General features: G+C 62.5%; 20 protein-coding genes and 1 other RNA gene. 10 read left to right on the top strand and 11 right to left on the bottom strand.

Annotated features, from left to right (window positions below):
- Positions 1-110: 110 nt before the first annotated feature.
- The gene (ubiD, locus tag LIY36_RS01735; RefSeq protein WP_226454627.1) at positions 111-1577 is read left to right on the top strand and encodes a 4-hydroxy-3-polyprenylbenzoate decarboxylase; all 1467 of its coding nucleotides are present in this window, start codon (positions 111-113) and stop codon (positions 1575-1577) included.
- The gene (locus LIY36_RS01730) at positions 1577-2545 is read left to right on the top strand and encodes a CDP-6-deoxy-delta-3,4-glucoseen reductase (protein ID WP_226454626.1); all 969 of its coding nucleotides are present in this window, start codon (positions 1577-1579) and stop codon (positions 2543-2545) included. The genes ubiD and LIY36_RS01730 overlap by 1 nt, the downstream gene beginning before the upstream one ends.
- A 150-nt stretch (positions 2546-2695) precedes the next feature.
- On the opposite strand, the gene LIY36_RS01725 is transcribed toward LIY36_RS01730, so the two are convergent.
- A complete protein-coding gene (locus LIY36_RS01725; protein WP_226454625.1) occupies positions 2696-3172 on the bottom strand; it encodes a sn-glycerol-3-phosphate transporter in 477 nt (158 codons plus the stop codon).
- Between the two features lie 285 nt (positions 3173-3457).
- On the opposite strand from LIY36_RS01725, the gene LIY36_RS01720 reads away from it, so the two are divergent.
- Together LIY36_RS01720 and LIY36_RS01715 are read left to right on the top strand one after the other, a co-directional pair.
- Positions 3458-5845: a TonB-dependent receptor plug domain-containing protein gene (locus LIY36_RS01720; RefSeq protein WP_226454624.1), complete on the top strand. Its 2388-nt coding sequence runs from the start codon at positions 3458-3460 to the stop codon at positions 5843-5845.
- Between the two features lie 26 nt (positions 5846-5871).
- Positions 5872-6525 (top strand): gamma-glutamylcyclotransferase, encoded by a 654-nt coding sequence (locus LIY36_RS01715; RefSeq protein ID WP_226454623.1) that lies wholly within the window; start codon positions 5872-5874, stop codon positions 6523-6525.
- Here LIY36_RS01715 and glpT read toward each other — a convergent pair.
- On the bottom strand, positions 6522-7859 hold the full coding sequence (gene glpT, locus LIY36_RS01710; protein WP_192297931.1) for a glycerol-3-phosphate transporter: 1338 nt from the start codon (positions 7857-7859) through the stop codon (positions 6522-6524). The genes LIY36_RS01715 and glpT overlap by 4 nt on opposite strands.
- A 229-nt stretch (positions 7860-8088) precedes the next feature.
- Positions 8089-9066, bottom strand: coding sequence for an NADPH:quinone oxidoreductase family protein (locus tag LIY36_RS01705; RefSeq protein ID WP_226454622.1), 978 nt, complete (start codon positions 9064-9066; stop codon positions 8089-8091).
- A 150-nt stretch (positions 9067-9216) separates the two neighbouring features.
- Here LIY36_RS01705 and LIY36_RS01700 point away from each other — a divergent pair, with 150 nt between their 5' ends.
- Positions 9217-9624 (top strand): flagellar basal body-associated protein FliL, encoded by a 408-nt coding sequence (locus LIY36_RS01700; protein ID WP_226454621.1) that lies wholly within the window; start codon positions 9217-9219, stop codon positions 9622-9624.
- 118 nt (positions 9625-9742) lie between these two features.
- Here the strand turns inward: LIY36_RS01700 and LIY36_RS01695 are convergent, their stop codons facing one another.
- The 4 genes from LIY36_RS01695 to LIY36_RS01680 form a co-directional block, all read right to left on the bottom strand.
- Complete coding sequence (locus LIY36_RS01695) at positions 9743-10861, bottom strand: ABC transporter permease (RefSeq protein WP_226454620.1); 1119 nt, start codon at positions 10859-10861, stop codon at positions 9743-9745.
- Entirely contained in the window at positions 10861-13578 is a 2718-nt protein-coding gene (gene rbbA / locus LIY36_RS01690) for a ribosome-associated ATPase/putative transporter RbbA (protein ID WP_226454619.1), read from the bottom strand. The genes LIY36_RS01695 and rbbA overlap by 1 nt, the downstream gene beginning before the upstream one ends.
- Complete coding sequence (locus LIY36_RS01685; protein ID WP_226454618.1) at positions 13575-14540, bottom strand: HlyD family secretion protein; 966 nt, start codon at positions 14538-14540, stop codon at positions 13575-13577. The genes rbbA and LIY36_RS01685 overlap by 4 nt, the downstream gene beginning before the upstream one ends.
- 141 nt (positions 14541-14681) lie before the next feature.
- Positions 14682-15131, bottom strand: a complete 450-nt coding sequence (locus LIY36_RS01680; protein ID WP_226454617.1) for an EVE domain-containing protein — start codon at positions 15129-15131, stop codon at positions 14682-14684.
- Between the two features lie 194 nt (positions 15132-15325).
- On the opposite strand from LIY36_RS01680, the gene LIY36_RS01675 reads away from it, so the two are divergent.
- Positions 15326-15475, top strand: a complete 150-nt coding sequence (locus LIY36_RS01675) for a hypothetical protein (RefSeq protein ID WP_092355790.1) — start codon at positions 15326-15328, stop codon at positions 15473-15475.
- Between the two features lie 24 nt (positions 15476-15499).
- Here LIY36_RS01675 and LIY36_RS01670 read toward each other — a convergent pair whose 3' ends face one another.
- The 4 genes from LIY36_RS01670 to LIY36_RS01655 all read right to left on the bottom strand — a co-directional run bounded on the left by LIY36_RS01670 (position 15500) and on the right by LIY36_RS01655 (position 16904).
- On the bottom strand, positions 15500-16114 hold the full coding sequence (locus LIY36_RS01670) for a 5-formyltetrahydrofolate cyclo-ligase (protein ID WP_226454616.1): 615 nt from the start codon (positions 16112-16114) through the stop codon (positions 15500-15502).
- A 57-nt stretch (positions 16115-16171) separates the two neighbouring features.
- Positions 16172-16350: non-coding RNA, 6S RNA (ssrS, locus tag LIY36_RS01665), on the bottom strand.
- A 30-nt stretch (positions 16351-16380) separates the two neighbouring features.
- Complete coding sequence (locus tag LIY36_RS01660) at positions 16381-16698, bottom strand: cell division protein ZapA (protein WP_159937738.1); 318 nt, start codon at positions 16696-16698, stop codon at positions 16381-16383.
- A complete protein-coding gene (locus LIY36_RS01655; RefSeq protein WP_003177365.1) occupies positions 16695-16904 on the bottom strand; it encodes a TIGR02449 family protein in 210 nt (69 codons plus the stop codon). Before LIY36_RS01655 ends, LIY36_RS01660 begins: the two co-directional genes overlap by 4 nt.
- Positions 16905-17042: 138 nt before the next feature.
- Here LIY36_RS01655 and LIY36_RS01650 point away from each other — a divergent pair, with 138 nt between their 5' ends.
- From LIY36_RS01650 to LIY36_RS01635, 4 genes are read left to right on the top strand one after another with little or no spacing between them, the layout of a single operon-like run.
- On the top strand, positions 17043-17600 hold the full coding sequence (locus LIY36_RS01650; protein ID WP_058426458.1) for a YecA/YgfB family protein: 558 nt from the start codon (positions 17043-17045) through the stop codon (positions 17598-17600).
- Between the two features lie 20 nt (positions 17601-17620).
- Positions 17621-18943, top strand: a complete 1323-nt coding sequence (gene pepP / locus LIY36_RS01645; protein ID WP_192297923.1) for a Xaa-Pro aminopeptidase — start codon at positions 17621-17623, stop codon at positions 18941-18943.
- Positions 18940-20127, top strand: a complete 1188-nt coding sequence (ubiH, locus tag LIY36_RS01640; RefSeq protein WP_192297922.1) for a 2-octaprenyl-6-methoxyphenyl hydroxylase — start codon at positions 18940-18942, stop codon at positions 20125-20127. Before pepP ends, ubiH begins: the two co-directional genes overlap by 4 nt.
- Complete coding sequence (locus tag LIY36_RS01635) at positions 20120-20605, top strand: DUF4442 domain-containing protein (RefSeq protein WP_226454615.1); 486 nt, start codon at positions 20120-20122, stop codon at positions 20603-20605. Before ubiH ends, LIY36_RS01635 begins: the two co-directional genes overlap by 8 nt.
- Positions 20606-20611: the final 6 nt, after the last annotated feature.

The raw sequence follows: 20611 nt of genomic DNA, 5'->3' as shown, positions 1-20611 counted from the left end.
GGCGCCCCCAGGGGCGCCATTTTTTTTGCGCCCGCTTTTTAAGTGCTCCGGCAGCCAAATGCCCCTCGGAGCAGGTAGGATGTACGCCTATTTTACGGGTGGCATGGTTAATGAAATTCAAGGATCTTCGGGATTTCGTGCAGCAGCTTGAGCAGCGCGGAGAGTTGAAACGTATCCAGATGCTGGTTTCCCCGGTGCTGGAAATGACTGAGATTTGCGACCGTACCCTGCGCAACAAGGGCCCGGCGCTGCTCTTCGAAAACCCGACCGGCTTTGACATTCCGGTGCTCGGCAACCTGTTTGGCACCCCCGAGCGCGTGGCGTTTGGCATGGGCGCCGAGTCGGTCAGCGAGCTGCGCGAAATCGGCAAGCTGCTGGCTTTCCTCAAGGAGCCCGAGCCGCCCAAGGGGTTGAAGGACGCCTGGTCGAAGCTGCCGATCTTCCGCAAGATCATTGCCATGGCCCCCAAGGTGGTCAAGGACGCGGTGTGCCAGGAAGTGGTCATCGAAGGTGATGACGTCGACCTCGCCATGCTGCCGGTGCAGACCTGCTGGCCCGGCGACGTCGGCCCGCTGATCACCTGGGGCCTGACCGTCACCAAAGGCCCGAACAAGGACCGCCAGAACCTCGGCATCTACCGCCAGCAAGTAATCGGCCGCAACAAGGTGATCATGCGTTGGCTGAGCCACCGTGGCGGCGCGCTGGATTACCGTGAATGGTGCGAAAAACACCCAGGCCAGCCATTCCCGGTCTCCGTGGCCCTGGGCGCCGACCCGGCCACCATCCTTGGCGCCGTGACGCCGGTGCCTGACAGCCTGTCCGAATACGCCTTCGCCGGCCTGCTGCGCGGTAACCGCACCGAGCTGGTGAAGTGCCGTGGCAACGACCTGCAAGTGCCGGCCACCGCCGAAATCATCCTCGAAGGCGTGATCCACCCGGGGGAAATGGCCGACGAAGGCCCGTACGGCGATCACACCGGCTACTACAACGAAGTCGACAGCTTCCCGGTGTTCACCGTCGAGCGCATCACCCACCGGATCAAGCCGATCTACCACAGCACCTACACTGGCCGGCCGCCGGATGAGCCGGCCATTCTGGGCGTGGCGCTCAACGAAGTGTTCGTGCCGATCCTGCAAAAGCAATTCCCGGAAATCACCGACTTCTACCTGCCGCCGGAAGGCTGCTCGTACCGCATGGCCATCGTGACCATGAAGAAGTCGTACCCAGGCCACGCCAAGCGGGTAATGCTTGGTGTGTGGTCGTTTTTGCGACAGTTCATGTACACCAAGTTCGTTATCGTCACCGACGACGACATCAACGCCCGCGACTGGAACGACGTGATCTGGGCCATCACCACGCGCATGGACCCCAAGCGCGACACGGTGATGATCGACAACACGCCGATCGACTACCTCGACTTCGCCTCGCCGGTGTCGGGCCTGGGCTCGAAGATGGGCCTGGATGCCACCCACAAATGGCCGGGTGAAACCACGCGCGAGTGGGGCCGGGTGATCGTCAAGGACGAAGCTGTCACAGCCCGTGTCGATGCAATGTGGAAAGAATTGGGAATAGATTGATGCGTGTAACCCTGCAACCGTCCGGCGCCGTGCTGGAGTTGGTCCCTGGCGAGCGAATCCTCGAAGGCGCCCGTCGCCTGGGCTACGAGTGCCCCCAGGCCTGTCGCAACGGCGTGTGCCACATATGCGCGGCGTTGCTGGTGGAAGGCCGGGTGCAGCAAGCCGGTGAGGTGCGCGACCACGGTGAGTTCTACACTTGTATCGCCGAGCCGCTGGAAGATTGCATTGTGTTGTGGGATGGCGTGCTGGCGCCGGGAGAGTTGCCGTTGCGCAAGTTGTCGTGCCAGTTGAGTGAGTGCGTGGACGTCGGCGGCGACGTGTGGCGCGTGCGCCTGCGTGCACCGGCCGGCAAGGCGGTGCGTTACCACGCCGGGCAATACCTGATGATCGAGCGGGACAATGGCGACAAGTCGGCGTTCTCCCTGGCCTCGGCGCCCCACGCCGGGCGTGACTTGGAGCTGCACGTGCTGGCCCGTGAAGACAGCGCCCGCAGCTTGCTGGCGCAGTTGCAGCGCAACCAGATGGCGCGCGTCGAGCTGCCATTTGGCGACACCCACCTGGCCGAACTACCGGACGGGCCGCTGGTGCTGATCGCCGCCGGCACCGGCATGGCACAGATGCACAGCTTGATCGAACACTGCCGCGCCTCGGGCTTCAAGCACCCGGTGCATCTGTATTGGGGCGTACGTCGCCCGGAAGATTTCTACACCATCGAGCACTGGGACCAGTGGCTGCAACTGCCCAACCTGTTCCTGCACAAAGTTGTCAGCGACCTGTGCGGCTGGGACGGGCGTTGCGGGTTGTTGCATGAAGCAGTGTGTGAGGACATCGCCGACCTCAAGGCCGTGCACGTCTATGCCAGTGGTTCGCCGGCGATGATATACGGCACATTGGATGCCCTGGTCGAAGCCGGGATGGACGCGCACCAGATGCGCGCCGACGTATTTGCCTACGCTCCCCGTCCATAAATTACTGGCCTACACCGATCAAAATGTGGGAGCGGGCTTGCTCGCGAAAGCGGTGTGTCAGCCAAAGATGTTTTGACTGATCCACCGCTTTCGCGAGCAAGCCCGCTCCCACACAAGCCCGCTCCCACATTGGATTGTGTCGTGTCAGGGTCAGAAGCGTACGCCGGTTGTCACCATCGCCGCATTGAACCCCAGCAACACCAATTCCGCCGCCACCGGCCCGTAATGGGTGCCCACTGACGGAATGATCACCGGCGCCACGCCGAAACGGTTCAACGGAATCTTGTCGCGGTATTCGCCGCGATAGCCCTGGATCACCCCGCCGGTCAGCTTGAGGTACACCGGATAGTCGCTCATGTCATAGCGCTTGCCCGCATAGGCGTAGTACGAGCGCTGGCTGAACGAGTTGCGAAATGTCGCCCCGCCATATACCCAACCAGATGCGTCATTGCGCTCCAGGCCGATCAGGTCCTGGTTGTTGTTGTGCTTGGGGTCCGGTGAGAAGTGCCGGGTGTAGACGCTGGTCTGCGCGTACCAGAAGCCCTTGTCGTCTGGCGCAGCGGTTTCGTTGGCCAGGGCAGCGGTGGCTTGTGCCAGAAGCAGCAAGCCGAGGAAAAGCTGTTTCATGATCCGACCTCGGTAGTCGTTTGGATGGGCGGCTAGTGGGGTCGCTTAATCCCTGTAGTTTGACGGCTAGCGCCCGACCTGGCCTGAACGTGGGCTGAAAGTATGACCGCCTATGCTTATGCATTTAAGGTCTTTTAAATGTAGGAAAAGTCTTATTAAGATATAAGGCAACGGACTACCGACGTTCTGCCAAACACCAACAACTGACCGCCACCGCCCGCCAGCCGGATCGATCGTACGCATTCAGAGCATGACGTTCTGATAGATGATTCCAAGGGGAGCGGTATGGGGAGCTACAAGAAACACGCGCTGTACTCGGCGATTTTGTCAGCCAATTTGCTGACCGCCGCAGGCTTCAATCCTGTCTTTGCGGCCGAAACGTCCGCCACCGATGCGCCTAAGCTCGACACCGTGATCGTCACCGGCACCCGCGCCCAGGAGCGGACTGCCAGTGCCTCGCTGTCGCCGGTGGATGTGATTTCCGGCGACACCCTGCGCAGCACCGGTTCCGATGAGCTGGGCGCAGTGTTGGCGCGGCTGATTCCGTCGATCAACTTTCCACGCCCAAGCCTGGTGGATGGCGCCGAACTGGTACGCCCTGCGCAGCTGCGCGGGTTGTCGCCGGACCAAGTGTTGGTGCTGGTCAACGGCAAGCGCCGCCACACCAGTGCCTTCGTCAACCTCGGCGGGGCGGTGGGGCGTGGCTCGGCCCCAGCGGACCTGAACGCGATCCCGCTGTCGGCGGTGGACCATATCGAAGTGCTGCGCGACGGCGCGTCCGCGCGCTACGGTTCGGACGCGATTGCCGGGGTGATCAACGTAATCCTCAAGCATGCCGACCATGGCGGCTCGATCTCCAGCAAGTTCGGCCAGTACAAGAAGGGCGACGGAATCCAGCGCAATATCAGCGGCAACACCGGCCTGGCCTTGGGCGACAACGGCTTTATCAGCCTCTCCGGCGAAGGCGCCGACAACGATTACACCAACCGTGCCGGCAAGGATTACCGCACTGCCAGCATTGGCTCCACCACCTACGGCCAGCGCGTGTTCCGCCAGGGCGAACCGGCGACCAATGAAGGCAAGCTGGCGTTCAACTCCGAATATTCCTTCAACGATGCGGCCGAGTTCTACAGCTTTGGCGGTTACAGCAAGCGGCGTGGCGAGACGGCGGCGTTCTACCGTGCAAGCAATGCGTCCAACAACATCGCGGCGCTCAACCCCAATGGCTACCTGCCGCTGATCAAGGGCAGCCTGGAAGACACCTCGCTGGTGGTGGGCCTGCGCGGCTTGCTGGCCTATGACTGGCATTACGACCTGTCGGCCAACTACGGCAAGAACACATACGAGCTGAGCACCGAAACCATCAACACCTCCCTGGGCCTGGCCACGCCGCGCAAGTTCGACAACGGCACCCTGAGCAACGACCAGAAGCAAGTCAGCCTGGACCTGTCCCGTGAGTTCGACGTGGGCTTGCTGCCGTATCCGGTGTCCGTCGCGTTTGGCGGTGAATACCTGCGCCAGGGCTATGAAATCGAAGCGGGCGAGCCGGCATCCTACTACCAGAGCGGCAGTTCGGGCCTCGGCGGCTTCCGTGAGGCTGACGCCGGCAGCAGCTCGCGCCACAACTGGGCCCAGTACCTGGACCTGGAAACCAACTTCACCGAAAAACTCAGCGCCTCGGCCGCCGTGCGGCATGAGGATTACAGTGACTTCGGCTCCAATGTCAGCGGCTCGCTGTCGGCGCGCTACGATTTCACCCCGCAGGTGGCCTTGCGCGGCAGTATTTCCAACGGTTTCCGCGCACCGTCCCTGGCCCAGCAGAACTTTGCGTTTACCTCGTCCCAACTGATCGGCAGTGAAATCCGCGAGGCCGGCACGTTCCCGGCCTCCAGCCAGGTTGCCCGCCTGCTTGGCGCAGAGGACCTGAAGGCCGAGAAATCGCGCAACTACAGCCTCGGCCTGGTACTGGAGCCCGCCGATGACCTGACCGTGACGCTGGATGTGTACCGCATCGATATTCGCGACCGCATCAGCCTATCGTCCAACCTCAACCTGAGCCCCGCGACCCAGGCCTACCTGCAAGCCAACGGCGTCGGCAACATCAACTACACCACGGCGCGCTACTTCACCAATGCCACCGACACCAGCACCGACGGCGTCGACCTGGTGGCCAACTATCGCTACCAGTTCGACAACGGCATCCGCTGGAACAGCACCGTCGGCTACAACTACAACCACACCAAGGTCACGGACGTGAAGGCCAACCCGGCGATCCTCGACAGCCTGGGGGCCAACCTGGTGCGGGTCGACCGCCGCGAGAAAAGCGGCCTGCTCGGCGATACCACGCCAGAGCACAAGCTGAGCCTGGGCAACGACTTCACCTTCGGCAATTGGGCGTTGCACAGCAACCTGGTGCGCTATGGTGAGTTCACCAGCTATCAGGCGGACAAGGTCAACGACCAGACCTTCAAGGCAGCGTGGGTGCTGGACCTGTCGGCGGACTACAAGTTGCAGAACTGGACCTTCACCCTGGGCGGCGACAACGTCACCGATAAATACCCGGAAAAGGTCAATGCGTTCGCCAGCAGCGGCGGCAACCTGGCCTACAGCACATTTTCGCCGTACGGTTACAGCGGCGCGTTTTATTACGGTAAAGTTGCTTACAACTGGTAACACACAGGAGACCTAAGCGATCTGCCATGACCGTTATTGAATCCGATCTTATGCAATTGGCTTACCCTCCGCGGCTCGATCTGGGGCCGCAACTCACTCACGAGCAGTTGATGAGTTCGATGCAGGCGACCATGGGCCGGCACAAGGGTGGGCCGGTCTGGCTGTTCGCTTACGGCTCGTTGATCTGGCGTCCTGAATGCTCATCCACCCAACGCGTGCGGGCGCGGGTCCACGGTTATCACCGTGGCCTGTACCTGTGGTCCCACGAGCACCGGGGGACGCCGGAATTGCCGGGGTTGGTCTTTGGCCTGGATCGCGGCGGCTCATGCAGCGGGTTTGCCTACCGTTTGCCGGAAGACCAGCTGGAAGCCTCGCTCTACGCACTGTGGTGCCGCGAAATGCCGTACCCCTCGTATCGGCCACACTGGCTCAGTTGCCGTCTTGAAGATGGCAGTCAGGTGCAGGCCTTGGGGTTTGTGTTGGAGCGGCACTTGCCCAGCTACGCGGGCAATCTTCCCGACGCCATCCTGAACCACGTGTTGGAAAGCGCTTGCGGGCGTTACGGCACTACGCGCGATTATGTCGAGCAGACCGTCCACGCCCTGCGTAGCCACGCCATGCCAGATAAAAACCTGGAGGCGCGGCTCAAGCGTTGTGCGAAGGGGTGTTCAGGCGGTTAACGCGCCGAACTGACGCTGTTGGTGTGCCACAGCGTGGGGATCAGGAACGCAATCGCCAACACGCACGCGCCGATCAGCAGCACGAAACCACCGTCCCAGCCGAAGTGGTCCACGGTGTAGCCCATGGCCGCACTCGCCGCCACCGAACCGCCCAGGTAACCGAACAGGCCGGTGAAACCCGCCGCCGTACCGGCAGCTTTCTTCGGTGCGAGTTCCAGCGCCTGCAGGCCGATCAGCATCACCGGGCCGTAGATCAGGAAACCGATGGAGAACAGCGCGATCATGTCGATCATCGGGTTGCCCGGCGGGTTGAGCCAGTAAACCAGGGTCGCCACCGTCACCAGCGCCATGAACACGATGCCGGTCAGGCCACGGTTGCCACGGAAGATCTTGTCCGACATCCAGCCGCACAGCAGCGTGCCCGGAATACCGGCCCACTCGTAGAAGAAGTACGCCCACGACGACTTGTCGACGGTGAAGTGCTTGGCTTCCTTGAGGTACGTCGGCGCCCAGTCCAGCACGCCGTAGCGCAGCAGGTAGACGAACACGTTGGCGAAGGCGATGTACCAGAGCATTTTGTTGCGCAGCACGTACTTGACGAAGATTTCCTTGGCGCTGAATTCGTCTTCGTGGCTGGCGTCGTAGCCTTCCGGATAGTCGTTCTTGTACTTCTCGATGGGCGGCAGGCCGACCGATTGCGGGGTATCGCGCATGGTGATGAAGGCAAACGCCGCCACCAGCAGGGCCACGGTGGCCGGTACGTAGAACGCCGCGTGCCAGTCGTTGAACCAGGCCATGCCAAGCAGGAACAGCGGGCCGATCAGGCCGCCGCCGACGTTATGCGCCACGTTCCACACGGAAACCACGCCGCCGCGCTCCTTCTGCGACCACCAGTGCACCATGGTCCGGCCACTTGGCGGCCAGCCCATGCCTTGGGCCCAGCCGTTGATGAACAGCAAAATGAACATCATGGTCACGCTGGACGTCGCCCAAGGTGCGAAACCGAAAATGAACATCACACCCGCTGAAACCAGCAGGCCGAAGGGCAGGAAGTAACGCGGGTTGGAGCGGTCGGACACCAGGCCCATGAGGAACTTGGACAGGCCGTAGGCAATCGCGATGGCGGACATCGCCAGGCCCAGTTCGCCGCGGGTGTAACCCTCGTCGATCAAGTACGGCATGGCCAGGGAGAAGTTTTTACGCAGCAGGTAGTAGCCGGCGTAACCAAAGAAAATACCGGCGAAGATCTGCCAGCGTAGGCGTCGGTAGGTGCTGTCTATTTTTTCTTCAGGCAGGGGCGCCTGGTGTGCGGCAGGACGAAAGAAAGCAAACATTCAAGAGCTCCAAATTTCTTGTTTTGACTGCGGATGCGAATGTTACAGTTTCGTTACCGAAAATAGCATCGCCTCTTATCTGCAAACACAGGAAATGAGCGTCAGTGGATGTTCTCTTACGAACATGTCGCGAATGGATAAGTGTGGGTCGGGATGGGGTCTCGCAGGACACTGGAGATCCAAATGTGGGAGCAAGCCCGCTCCCACATTTAACTGTATTTCAAGTGGGTTAGCGGGTTTGGACGACGACTTTCCCGACAGCCCGGCGCTGCCCCAGGTCATTGATCGCCTGCGCCGCCTGTTCCAGCGGATACACCTGCGACACCAACGGCTTCAACTTGCCCTCGCCATACCAAGTGAACAGCTGCTGGAAATTCGCGGCATTGTCTTGCGGCTGGCGCTGGGCGAACGAGCCCCAGAACACCCCGACCACCGCCGCGCCCTTGAGCAGCGCCAGGTTCACCGGCAGCTCCGGGATGCGCCCGCTGGCAAACCCCACCACCAGCAAGCGGCCGTTCCAGGCGATGCTGCGGATGGCCTGGTCAAACAGGTCGCCACCCACCGGGTCGTAGATCACATCCGCGCCGTTGCCGTCGGTGAGGCGCTTGATCTCATCCTTCAGGCTGGTTTCGCTGTAGTTGATCAACTCATCGGCACCGGCGGCTTTTGCCACTGCGAGTTTGTCGGCGCTGCTGGCCGCCGCGATCACACGGGCGCCCATGGCCTTGCCGATTTCCACCGCCGCCAGGCCCACGCCACCGGAGGCGCCGAGTACCAGCAGGGTTTCCCCGGGTTGCAGGTGGCCGCGCTGTTTGAGCGCGTGCATCGAGGTGCCGTAGGTCATGCTGAAGGCGGCGGCGGTGTTGAAGTCCATGCTCGGCGGGATCGGCAGCACGTTGTAGCCCGGCACCGCGACCTGCTCGGCAAAGCTGCCCCAGCCGGTCAGGGCCATGACCCGGTCGCCAACCTTCAGGTGGCTGACCTTCTCGCCGACTTCACTGACCACACCCGCCGCTTCGCCACCCGGCGAGAACGGAAAGGGCGGCTTGAACTGGTACTTGCCCTCGATGATCAAGGTGTCCGGGAAGTTGACCCCGGCAGCATGCACGTCCAGCAGGATCTCGTTTTTCTTGATCGCTGGGCTTGCGACATCTTCCAGCACCAGGGTTTCGGCAGGGCCGAAGGCTTTGCACAGCACAGCTTTCATCGGACTATTCCTTTGGGCGTCGTGGCCGATAAGTGTAGAAGGGTGCGTCTGGGGGTCAACGAGCATGCTCGTGCCTGATACGTCGCCATAAGCTTGTGCTGAGCGTTGCTAGCGTTATGCTAGCGCGCAACCGAATGTGAGGAATGAACTGTGAAAGCGTGGATCCTGTTGATGCTGGCCCTGATCTTGCCGATGGCAGCCCAGGCCCAGGAAGCGAAAGAAGGCGAGGCGCCGAAAGTCAGCTATATCAGCCTGACGCCACCGTTCGTCGGCAACTATGGCCTGGACGGCACCGCCAAGCTGAAGGTGTACAAGGCCGACATCGCCCTGCGCGTGACCGGCACCGAGGCGGCCGCGGCGGTCAAAGCCAACGATGCGTTGATCCGTAATCAACTGGTGGCGCTGTTCACCCAGCAGACCAACGAGACCATGAGCACCGTCGAAGGCAAAGAGAAACTGCGCCAGGAAGCGTTGAAGCAGACTCAGCAAGTGATGAACGATGAGACGGGCAAGCCAGTGGTGGAAGATCTGTTGTTCAACAACCTGATCATTCAGTAACCCGGGCGCTTCGCGCCATTCGCGCGCAAGCCCGCTCCCACAGTTGACCGCATTCTCATGTTGAAACGCGGTCAACTGTGGGAGCGGGCTTGCTCGTGAAGAGGCCCTGACAGTCACCTCAGGACGCCAAACTCTTCCTGAACCGTCCCCGCGCCACCGCAAAAAACACCAACCCGATCCCCGCCAGCGCCAGCAAGTCCGGCCACACCACACCCACCCCCGCATCCCGAAACAGAATCGCCGCGCTCAGGCTCACAAAATGCGTCGAGGGCGATGCCTGCATCACCCATTGCAACCACTCGGGCATGCTGTCCAACGGCGTACTGCCGCCGGACAACAACAGCATCGGGATAATCACCGGAATCGCCAGCAAGCCAAATTGCGGCGTCGAACGGGCCAGTGTGGCGAGAAAGATCCCCAGTGCGGTGCTGGCAAACAGATACAGCGCCGTGACAAACAGGAACAACCCCAGCGACCCCGCCAGCGGTACGCCGAGCAAACCCTTGACCACCACCTCCAGCGACACCCAGGTGCACAACACCACCACCAGCATGTTGCTCCAGATTTTTGCCAGCATGATCTCCAGCGCGGTCAGCGGCAGCACCAGCAAATGGTCGAGGGTGCCGTGCTCGCGTTCCCGCAGCAGCGCAGTGCCGGTGAGCACGACGGCGAGGATGGTGATGTTGTTGACGATCTGGATCACCGCCAGAAACCAGCCGCCTTCCAGGTTGGTGTTGAACAGCGCGCGGGTGGTCAGCAGGGCCGGCGTGTTGCTCGCGGCAGCGGTCTGCCCGCTATAGGCCAGCAGCTCACGCTGGAAAATCCGCCCGATGTAGCCCGCGCCCATAAACGCCTGGCTCATCGCCGTGGCGTCCACATTCACCTGCACGCCGGGTTGGCGACCGGCCAGCAGGTCGGCCTGGAAATTCGCCGGCACATTGATGACGAAGGTATACGCGCCGCTGTCCATGACCTTGTCCAACTGGTCATAGGCTAATGGCACAGGCGCTTGAAACTCGGGTGGCTGCAGCGCTTCGGCCATCTGCCGCGAGAGCGTGCTGTGGTCTTCGTCGATAAACGCCACACTGGCGTTGTGTACGCCAATCACCGAACCGGCGGCGGGCATATAGATGGCTACGGTGAAGGCGTAGAACAGGAACAGCAGCAAGACGCTGTCGTGGCGCAGGCTGGTGAGTTCCTTCAGACCCAGGCGCAGGATGTGCGCGAACTTGTGCATCAGGCCTCCTGCTTCTTGAGCATGATCAGGCTCAACCCGGTGAACCCGACGAAAAACCCGAACAGCGCCAGGCACTGCGGCCACAGCTGGCGCAGGTCCAGGGCCTTGGTAAAGGTGCCTACCGCAATGTCGAGGAAATGCCCCGCCGGAAACAGCATGCCCATCAGCGCGGCGGCGCCTTCCAGGGACGAACGCGGCACGATCAGCCCGGAAAACTGGATAGTCGGCAGGCTGGTGATGATCATGGTGCCGAGGATCGCGGCGATCTGGGTGCGGGTGAACGCGGAAATCAGCAGGCCCATGCCGGTGGTGGCCAGCACATACAGCAGGCCGCCGAACGCCAACGTCAGGCCGCTGCCCTTGAATGGCACGCCGAACAGCCAGCGGTTCATCGCCACCAGCAGCGCCAGGTTGATCAGGCTGACGGCCAGGTACGGCGCCTGTTTGCCCAGCAGGAACTCCAGGCGTGTGAGCGGCGTGGCGTAGAAGTTGGTGATCGAGCCCAGCTCCTTTTCACGCACGATGCCGAGGGCGGTGAGCATCGCCGGAATAAACGCCAGGATCAGCGCCATTACGCCGGGGCCGATGGCGTTTACGCTGACCACGTCCTGGTTATAGCGAAAGCGCGTTTCCAGTTTGGCCGCTGCCGGGGTGTTTTGTGGCCGGCTGCTCAGTTCGCCCAGTTGCTGGAGGTTGGCCTGGTGCACGGCTTCTACATAGTTGCGGCTGGTTTCCGCACGAAACGGCATGCCGCCGTCGAGCCAGGCGGCCACGGTGGGTTGGCGACCGGCGTAGAGGTCGCGGCCAAAACCGGGGGGGATCTCCAGGGCCAGTTTGATTTCCGAGCGTTGCAGGCGCCGGTGCAGTTCGCTCGAATCCTGAATCGCCGGTTGCTCCTCGAAGTACCGCGAGCTGCGGAACGCCTCCAGGTAGGCGCGACTCTGCGGGGTCTGGTCTTGGTCATAGACGGCGAAGGCGAGGTTTTCCACATCCAGGGAAATGCCGTAGCCGAAGATCACCATCATGAACATCGCGCCGAGCAGGGCGAAGGCCATGCGCACCTTGTCGCGCAGCAGTTCCTTGCCTTCGCGGCTGGCCACGGCCAACAAGCGCGCCAGGCTGAAACCGCGCTTGCTCACCGGCGGCGCCGCGGTTTCGCTGACCGTGGCGGTGGGCGCAGTCGGCTCGGGTTCGCCCTGGGCCTGTTCCAGGCAGGTGACGAAGGCAGCTTCGAGGGTGTCGCCGTGGAACTGCTGTTGCAGCGCGTGCGGCGTGTCGCAGGCCAGCACCTTGCCCGCGTGCATCAAGGAAATGCGGTCGCAGCGCTGGGCTTCGTTCATAAAGTGGGTGGACAGAAAGATGGTCACGCCCTGTTCGCGGGACAACTCGATCAGCAGCCGCCAGAAGTCATCCCGCGCCGCCGGATCGACGCCCGAGGTCGGCTCGTCGAGGATCAGCACTTCCGGGCGATGCAGCACCGCCACCGCCAATGACAGGCGCTGGCGCAGGCCCAGGGGCAGTTCGCCGGAGGGTTGCTCGGCGACATCACCGAGGTCGAAACGCTGGATCAACTCGTCGATCCGCGGCCCGCTCTCGGCCGGGTTCAGGTCGAACAACTGCGCGTGCAGTACCAGGTTCTGGCGCACGCTGAGTTCGCCATACAGCGAGAAACTCTGCGACATGAACCCCACGCGCTTGCGGGTGGCCAGGTCCTTGGCATTCACCGGGTTGCCCAGCAACTTCGCGCTGCCTTCGGTGGCCGGCATCAGCCCGGTCAGCACCTTCATGGTGGTGGTCTTGCCGCAACCGTTGGAACCGAGGAAACCGAAAATCTCGCCACGGCCGATGGCGAAGCTGACCTTGTTCACCGCGGTGAAATCACCGAAACGCAGGGTCAAGTCGTGGGCTTCGATGGCGATGTCGGTGTTGGCGCTTTCCCGGGGTGGGATCAGCAGCGGTTGGTTGTCGTGGGCGCTGTCGCCCTGGAAGTGGGTGAAGGCCTCATCCAGTTTGCCACTGGGTGTGGCGGCGGCCAGTTCGCTGCTCAGGCCGTCGGCGATCAGTTTGCCGCGATCGAGCATCAGGCAATGTTCGAATTGTTCGGCTTCTTCCATGTAGGCCGTCGCCACCAGCAACGTCAGCTGCGGGCGCTCGCTGCGTACGGTTTCTACCAGCTCCCAGAAGCGTCGGCGCGACAGCGGATCGACGCCGGTGGTGGGTTCGTCGAGGATCAGCAGGTCCGGGTCGTGGATCAGCGCGCAGCACAGGCCGAGCTTCTGCTTCATCCCGCCGGACAGCTTGCCCGCCGGGCGTTCGGCGAAGCGTGCGAGGTCAGTGGCCAGCAGCAGGTTGTGCATGCGCTGGTCGCAGTCGGCTCTGGACAGGCCGAACAGCGTGGCGAAGAAACGGATGTTTTCGCTGATCGACAGCTCGGGGTACAGGTTGCCGCCCAGCCCTTGGGGCATGAAGGCGATGCGCGGGTAGAGGCTGTTGCGGTGGCGCCGGTCCTGGATCGAGCCGCCAAGCACCTCTAGCTGGCCTGCCTGGAGCTTTTTGACCCCGGCGATCAACCCCAGCAGGCTCGACTTGCCTGCGCCGTCCGGGCCGATCAAGCCGCAGCGCGTTCCGGCGGGCAGGCTGAAGGCGATGTCGAGCAAAGCCTGTTGTTTGCCGTAGCGATGGCTGATCCCGCTGGCGTGCAGCGCCAGGCCGGTCATTGCAGGTTGGCCGGCCAGGCGATGTCTGCCGTGCGCACGTAACCGGCGCCGGGCATGCCCGGTTTGGCTTGGGGCACGGCGTCGGGTTGGGTCAGGCGCAGTTTGACGCGGAACACCAGTTTCTGGCGCTCGTCGCGGGTTTCCACTTCCTTGGGCGTGAACTGGGATTTGGCGGCGACAAAGCTGATCTTGGCCGGCAGCGGTTGCTGGGGCAGGGCATCGAGCAGGATGCCCGCGTCGCTGCCGACGGTCAGGCGACCGGTGACGGAGGCGGGCAGGTAGAGGTTCATGTACTGGTCATTCGGATCGATCAACAGCAGCACACGTCCGCCCGCGCCAAGCACTTCGCCGGGCTCGGCCAGGCGCAGTTGGATGATCCCGTCGATGGGCGCGCGCAGGCTGCTGTCGTCGATCTCGCTGTTGAGCTGGGCGACTTGGGCCTGGGCCGCACCGATGGCGGCCTTCACCGAGTTGACTTGGGCTTGCGCGGCGATCACCGCGGCGTTGCCGGTGTTCTGCCGGGCTTGCTGCTGGTCGATCAGTTGGCTGCTGGCGAAGCCGCGCTTGTACAGCTCCTGGGTACGCTTGAGTTCCTGGTTGGCCAGCAACTGCTCGCTTTGGCGCAGTTGCACATTGGCCTCGGCGGCGGCGAAGTTTTCCTTGGCGCGCAGCACTTCGGCCTCGGCCTGGGCGCGTTGGGCCTCGAGGGTGCGGGTGTCCATGCGTGCGAGCAGTTGGCCTTTGAGCACCTTGTCGCCTTCGTCCACGCGCACCTCGGCCAGGCGCCCGGGGATCTTGGCGGCGATTTGCACTTCGGTGGATTCCAGGCGCCCGTTGCCCATGCTCAGGCCTTCGGGGAGGCGGTCCTGGAGGGAGCGCCAATAGCCGAAGCCGCCGGCACCCAGCAACAGGGCGATGAGTGCGATGGCGAAAAGACGGGAGGTGTGGTGATTCGTCGACATGGCGGCTTCCTGCGGCATTAGCATCCTAGTTTGACCGGATGGCGCCCAGGGGCGGTTGATTCCGGTCAAATGAAGCACCAGCCTAACCCGCCCGGCGTGCAGATGCATGCGTCTGGCGCGTGACTGCCGGGTTCTGGGTGTTTAACCCAGGGCGAGCACCGCCGCCCATTGTTCGGCGGTCACCGGCATCACCGACAGTCGGCTGCCTTTTTGCACCAGCGGCAACTCGGCGAGGGCGGTTTGCTGCTTCAGGTAGCCCAGGCCCAGCACCTTGGGGAATGTCTTGACGTGGGCGACGTCGATCGCGTTCCACGGATTTTTGTCCGGGGTGGCCTTGGCGTCGTAGTAGTGGCTTTGCGGCTCCAGGGCTGTGGGGTCCGGGTAGGCTGCCTTGATGATTTTTCCGATGCCGGCAATCCCTGGCTCCGGGCAGCTGGAATGGTAGAAGAAAAACTCGTCGCCCTCGGCCATGGCGCGCAGGAAATTGCGCGCCTGGTAGTTGCGGACCCCATCCCAGCGAGCTTCGCCGAGCTTTTCCAGGCCCTTGATGGAGAGTTCATCGGGCTCGGATTTCATCAGCCAGTAGGCCATTTTTGCGCTCCTCAAAATGGGATTGGGCAAGTTGTCGGGCAATTGCATGACAAACCGACAGTCGGTTGGCGTCAAGGTTTGCGTGTTGGTTCACGTTACCGCAGAATGCCCGCTTTTAAGCTTGACAGCGCCGCAACGGACTCCTGAGGAACGTTGTTGTCATCGTGTACGAAGTGCCTGAAGGGGGGCAATCGATGCAACGTAAGCCGGATTTACTATGGATTTTGGTTATTTTGTTTGGTCTGGGCGTCGTGACCACCGGGTATGCCCAAAGCTTGTGGTCCAACAAGACCGATGCTCCCGTTGAATTGACTCAGCAACAGCCGCAACCGTTCAAGCGTTGACCCTTCTTCCAGACGCCGCTTTTTTTACTGCGGCGTCTGCGCGATATACCACTGCTTATCCGTGACGGTGCCGGCCAATGGCACATCCCAGCTCGCCTGCGTCAACTTCTCGACCTTCTGGCATTCATGGGCCAGGCCCAGCAACGTCGGCTTGCGCCAGCTCTGGCGGCGCGCGAGGTAAGCGAGGCTGCGGTCGTAGAAGCCGCCGCCCATGCCCAGGCGGCCACCCGCATCATCGAAACCGACCAACGGCAACAACACCAGGTCCAGCGCCCAGACCTTGCGCTGTTGGCCGATGTTGACCCGTGGCTCGAGGATGCGGAAGCGATTGGGCCGTAGCTTTTCCCCAGGCCGCACGCGCTGGAACACCATCTTGGTGCGTGGCCATGCGCTGAGCACCGGCAGGTAAGTGGCCTTGCCCCGGCGCTGGGCGGCACGCAGCAACAGGCGCGGGTCGATTTCGCCGTCCGTCGGTAGATACAGGGAAATGTGTTTGGCCCGGCGAAACAGCGGCTGCTGTGCCAGTTGCCGATAGAGGCCGTGGGCGGCCTTGCGCTGCTGGCTCGGGCTGAGCTCGCGGCGGGCCTTGCGCAACATGCGTCGAAGTTGCGGACGGGAAAGCGGCGCAGGTTCGGTCATGGTTTTCGGCTCATAAAACAATGCCAGTCCGAAGACTGGCATTGAGTTTGGGAATTCAGGCTCCCCGACAGAGCCGCTGTCGACTTAGCCCTTGAACCCGAAAGTTCAAGGTGGAAGAAGCAGTAGGCTTTAAGGCTTTCCGTCTAGCGGACATGCACACCAGCCCAACGTGCAACTTCCAGGGTAGTGCGAATCGGCTCAGGGACATCGCCGACTGGCAAACACGCCAGGGAGTGGGGCGAGTATACCTTAAACAGTCGCGGCAATCAGCCCTTGGGTGTGTCTGAATCGCTGGACAGCACCAGATCCACACGTTCCAGCAGGTCGCGCACCTGCTCGCGCGTCGAGCCGCTGGCCTGCACATCAGGACGTTCCTGCTTGTGCAGCAGATCGTGAGTGATGTTCAGCGCGGCCATCACGGCGATACGGTCGGCGCCGATGACTTTGCCGCTGCTGCGGATTTCACGCATCTTGCCATCCAGGTAGCGGGCGGCGCTCACCAGGTTGTTGCGCTCTTCCTGGGGACAGATGATCGAATATTCTTTATCCAGGATCTGCACGGTGACGCTATTGCTTGAACTCATGAGTCTTGCTCCAGGGCCTTCAGGCGCGAAATCATCGATTCGACCTTACGCCGGGCGATTTCGTTTTTTTCAATGAGGTGAGCGCGTTCCTCGCGCCAGGTTTTTTCCTGAGCTAGTAGGAGTCCGTTTTGACTCTTAAGTTGCTCGACCCGATCAATTAGCAACTCGAGTCTGGCCATCAGCGCTTGCAGGTCGGTGTCTTCCATTGGGTTCCACTGGATTTGTCTGATGAATGGCAACTGCAGGATAAACGATCTGACGCCCTTGATAGTCTTGGTACGTCTGCCGGTGCTAGGATACAGCGCTTCATTCTAGACATTGCGCCGTCTGGCGCCTAGCTCACCATGCCCATTCAGAACTCCCCGTACGATGCTTTTTCCAAACTGCTGAGCGCCAGCGGTCACCCATGCTCGCCTGCCGAATTGCACGGCGTGTTGCTGGGCCGCAGCTGCACCGGCGTAGGCTTTGATGCCGACAACTGGCTGGCCGATGTGGCCGAGCTGCTGGAGACCGAGCCGACCGACAACGTGCGCAACGCGCTGATCGGCCTGCAGGAAATGGTCAAGGGCGAGCTGACCGGTGACGACGTCACCGTGGTCCTGCTGCTGCCGACCGACGACGCACCGCTCACCGAACGCGCCGCCGCACTGGGCCAATGGTGCCAGGGCTTCCTCCACGGTTTCGGCGTGAACGCCGGCGGCCTGGAACTGAGCACCGACGCCAAGGAAGTGTTGCAGGACCTTGCGGCCATCTCCCAGGTACAAGACGCCCTGGAAGAGTCCGAAGACGGCGAAGGCGACTACATGGAAGTCATGGAGTACCTGCGCGTCGCGCCGCTGCTGCTGTTCACCGAGACCAAGAAGTCCGCAGAACCTGCCGCACCCAAGCCGTCGCTGCACTAAGCAAGGAAGCCCATCTGCCCATGATTCATATCCCCAGAGCGGAATACACCCGGCGTCGCAAGGCGCTCATGGCGCAGATGGAACCCAACAGCATCGCGATCCTGCCGGCCGCCGCCGTGGCGATCCGCAACCGTGATGTCGAGCATGTCTACCGCCAGGACAGCGACTTCCAGTACCTGAGCGGTTTCCCCGAACCCCAGGCGGTGATCGTGCTGATGCCCGGTCGCCTGCATGGCGAGTACGTGCTGTTCTGCCGCGAACGCAACGCTGAACGCGAATTGTGGGACGGCCTGCGCGCCGGCACCGAAGGCGCGATCCGCGACTTTGGCGCCGACGACGCGTTCCCCATCACCGACATCGACGACATCCTGCCCGGCCTGATCGAAGGCCGCGACCGGGTGTATTCGGCCATGGGCAGCAATGCCGAATTCGACCGCCACCTGATGGAGTGGATCAACGTGATCCGCTCTAAAGCGCACCTCGGCGCCCAGCCGCCGAACGAATTTGTTGCGCTGGATCATCTGCTCCACGACATGCGCCTGTATAAATCGGCGGCGGAAGTGAAGGTGATGCGCGAGGCGGCACGGATTTCCTGCGCGGCCCACGTACGGGCGATGCAGGCCAGCCGCGCCGGTTTGCACGAGTTCAGCCTGGAAGCCGAACTGGACTACGAATTCCGCAAGGGCGGCGCAAAGATGCCGGCCTATGGCTCCATCGTCGCCGCCGGGCGCAACAGCTGCATCCTGCATTACCAGCAGAATGACGCCGTGCTCAAGGACGGCGATCTGGTGCTGATCGACGCCGGTTGCGAGATCGACTGCTACGCCAGCGACATCACCCGCACCTGGCCGGTCAACGGCAGGTTTTCGCCCGAGCAAAAGGCGGTCTACGAGATTGTGCTGGCCTCCCAGGAAGCCGCCTTTGCCCAGATCGCCCCCAACAAACATTGGAACCAGGCCCACGAGGCGACGGTGCAAGTCATCACTGCCGGGCTGGTCAAGCTGGGCTTGTTGCAGGGCGACGTCGACGAGTTGATCGCCAGCGAAGCCTACAAAGCCTTCTACATGCACCGCGCCGGCCACTGGCTGGGCATGGATGTGCATGACGTGGGCGAGTACAAGGTGGGCGGTGAATGGCGCGTGCTGGAGGTGGGCATGGCATTGACCGTGGAGCCGGGGATCTACATCTCGCCGGACAACCAGAATGTGGCAAAGAAATGGCGTGGCATTGGCGTGCGCATCGAGGACGACGTGGTAGTGACCAAGCAAGGCTGTGAAATCCTGACCGGCGGCGTGCCCAAGACCGTCGCCGAGATCGAAGCGTTGATGGCGGCTGCCCGATGAGCCGGGTCAACCTCGCGATCATCGGCGGTGGCCTGGTGGGCGCCAGTCTGGCCCTGGCGTTGCAGGCCGGGGCCAAGGCGCGTGGCTGGAAGATCGTGATGATCGAGCCGTTCGCGCCGGGCGACAGCTACCAGCCGAGCTACGATGCGCGCTCGTCGGCGTTGTCCTACGGCGCCCGGCAGATTTATCAGCGCCTGGGCCTGTGGCAGGACATTTCCCGTCGCGCCGAGCCGATCAAGCAGATTCACGTGTCGGACCGGGGGCGTTTTTCCACGGCGCGCCTGTCTGCCATGGAAGAGGGCGTGCCAGCCCTGGGTTATGTCGTCGAAAACGCCTGGCTCGGCCAATGCCTGTGGCAAGGTTTGGATAAAGACGTGGTCAGCTGGCGCTGCCCGGCTGAAGTCACGCGCATGGAACCACTGCCCGACGGCTATCGCCTGACCCTCAACGATGAAACCGTGCTGGAATGCGACCTCGCCGTGCTGGCCGACGGCGGCCGTTCCGGCCTGCGCGAGCAACTGGGCATCGGCGTGAAAACCCGGCCGTACAACCAGAGCGCGCTGATCGCCAACATCACCCCGAGCGAAGCCCACAACGGCGAAGCCTTCGAGCGTTTCACCGATGAAGGCCCGATGGCCTTGCTGCCGCTGCCGGACAACCGTTGCGCACTGGTGTGGACGCGCATCGGCATGGACGCCCAGCGCCTGGCGAACCTCGATGAGCGCAGCTTCCTCAGTGAATTGCAGGGCGTGTTCGGCTACCGCCTGGGCACCCTCAAGCAAGTTGGCGCACGTCACCTGTATCCGTTGACCCTGGTGGAAGCCGAAGAACAAGTGCGCTCCCACCTGGCGATCCTCGGCAACGCCGCCCACAGCCTGCACCCGATTGCCGGGCAGGGCTTCAACCTGTCCCTGCGGGACGCCCACGCCTTGGCCGAAGCCTTGCTGGCCGGGCCTGAGGTGCCGGGCGACCTGGCGACGTTGCAAGGCTACCGCGAGCGCCAGCGCCTGGACCAGAAACTTACTGTGGGCTTCTCCGACCAGGTCACGCGCCTGTTTGGCAGCGCCCAGCCGCTGGTCGCCCTGGGCCGCAACATGGGCCTGCTCGGTCTCGACCTGCTACCGCCGGCCAAACGCTGGTTCGCCCGTCAGGCCATGGGCCTGGGCACGCGTCCCGATGCGTAAGTGGTTGATTGAGCGCCTGGGCAAGGCGCGCTTGTTGCGTTGGATCATGACCCTGTACCCGCCGTACCTGGGGGCGGGCGTCAGCGTGCAGCAGATGAGCGCGGACTTTCGCCACGTCAAAGTGCGCATGGGCCTGGGCTGGTACAACCGCAACTATGTCGGCACGCAGTTCGGCGGCAGCCTGTATTCGATGGTCGATCCCTTCTACATGTTGATGCTCATGGAGAACCTGGGCCGCGACTACATCGTCTGGGACAAGGCCGCGAGTATCGATTTCATCTCGCCGGGCAAAGGCCCGGTGTTTGCCGAGTTTTCCATCGACGATACGTTGCTCGATGAAATCCGCCGGCAGACCGAGGGTGGCGAGAAGTATTTGCCTCACCTCAAGGTACAGATTCATGACGGCGCCGGCACCCTGGTGGCGCGCGTCGACAAAACCCTTTACGTGCGGCGCAAGCCGCCAGCGAGACAGGCTTAAACCATG

It is taken from the genome of Pseudomonas sp. AF03-9 (assembly GCF_020515815.1).
GTDB lineage: Bacteria > Pseudomonadota > Gammaproteobacteria > Pseudomonadales > Pseudomonadaceae > Aquipseudomonas.
This window is presented reverse-complemented; position numbering and strand designations above follow the sequence as displayed.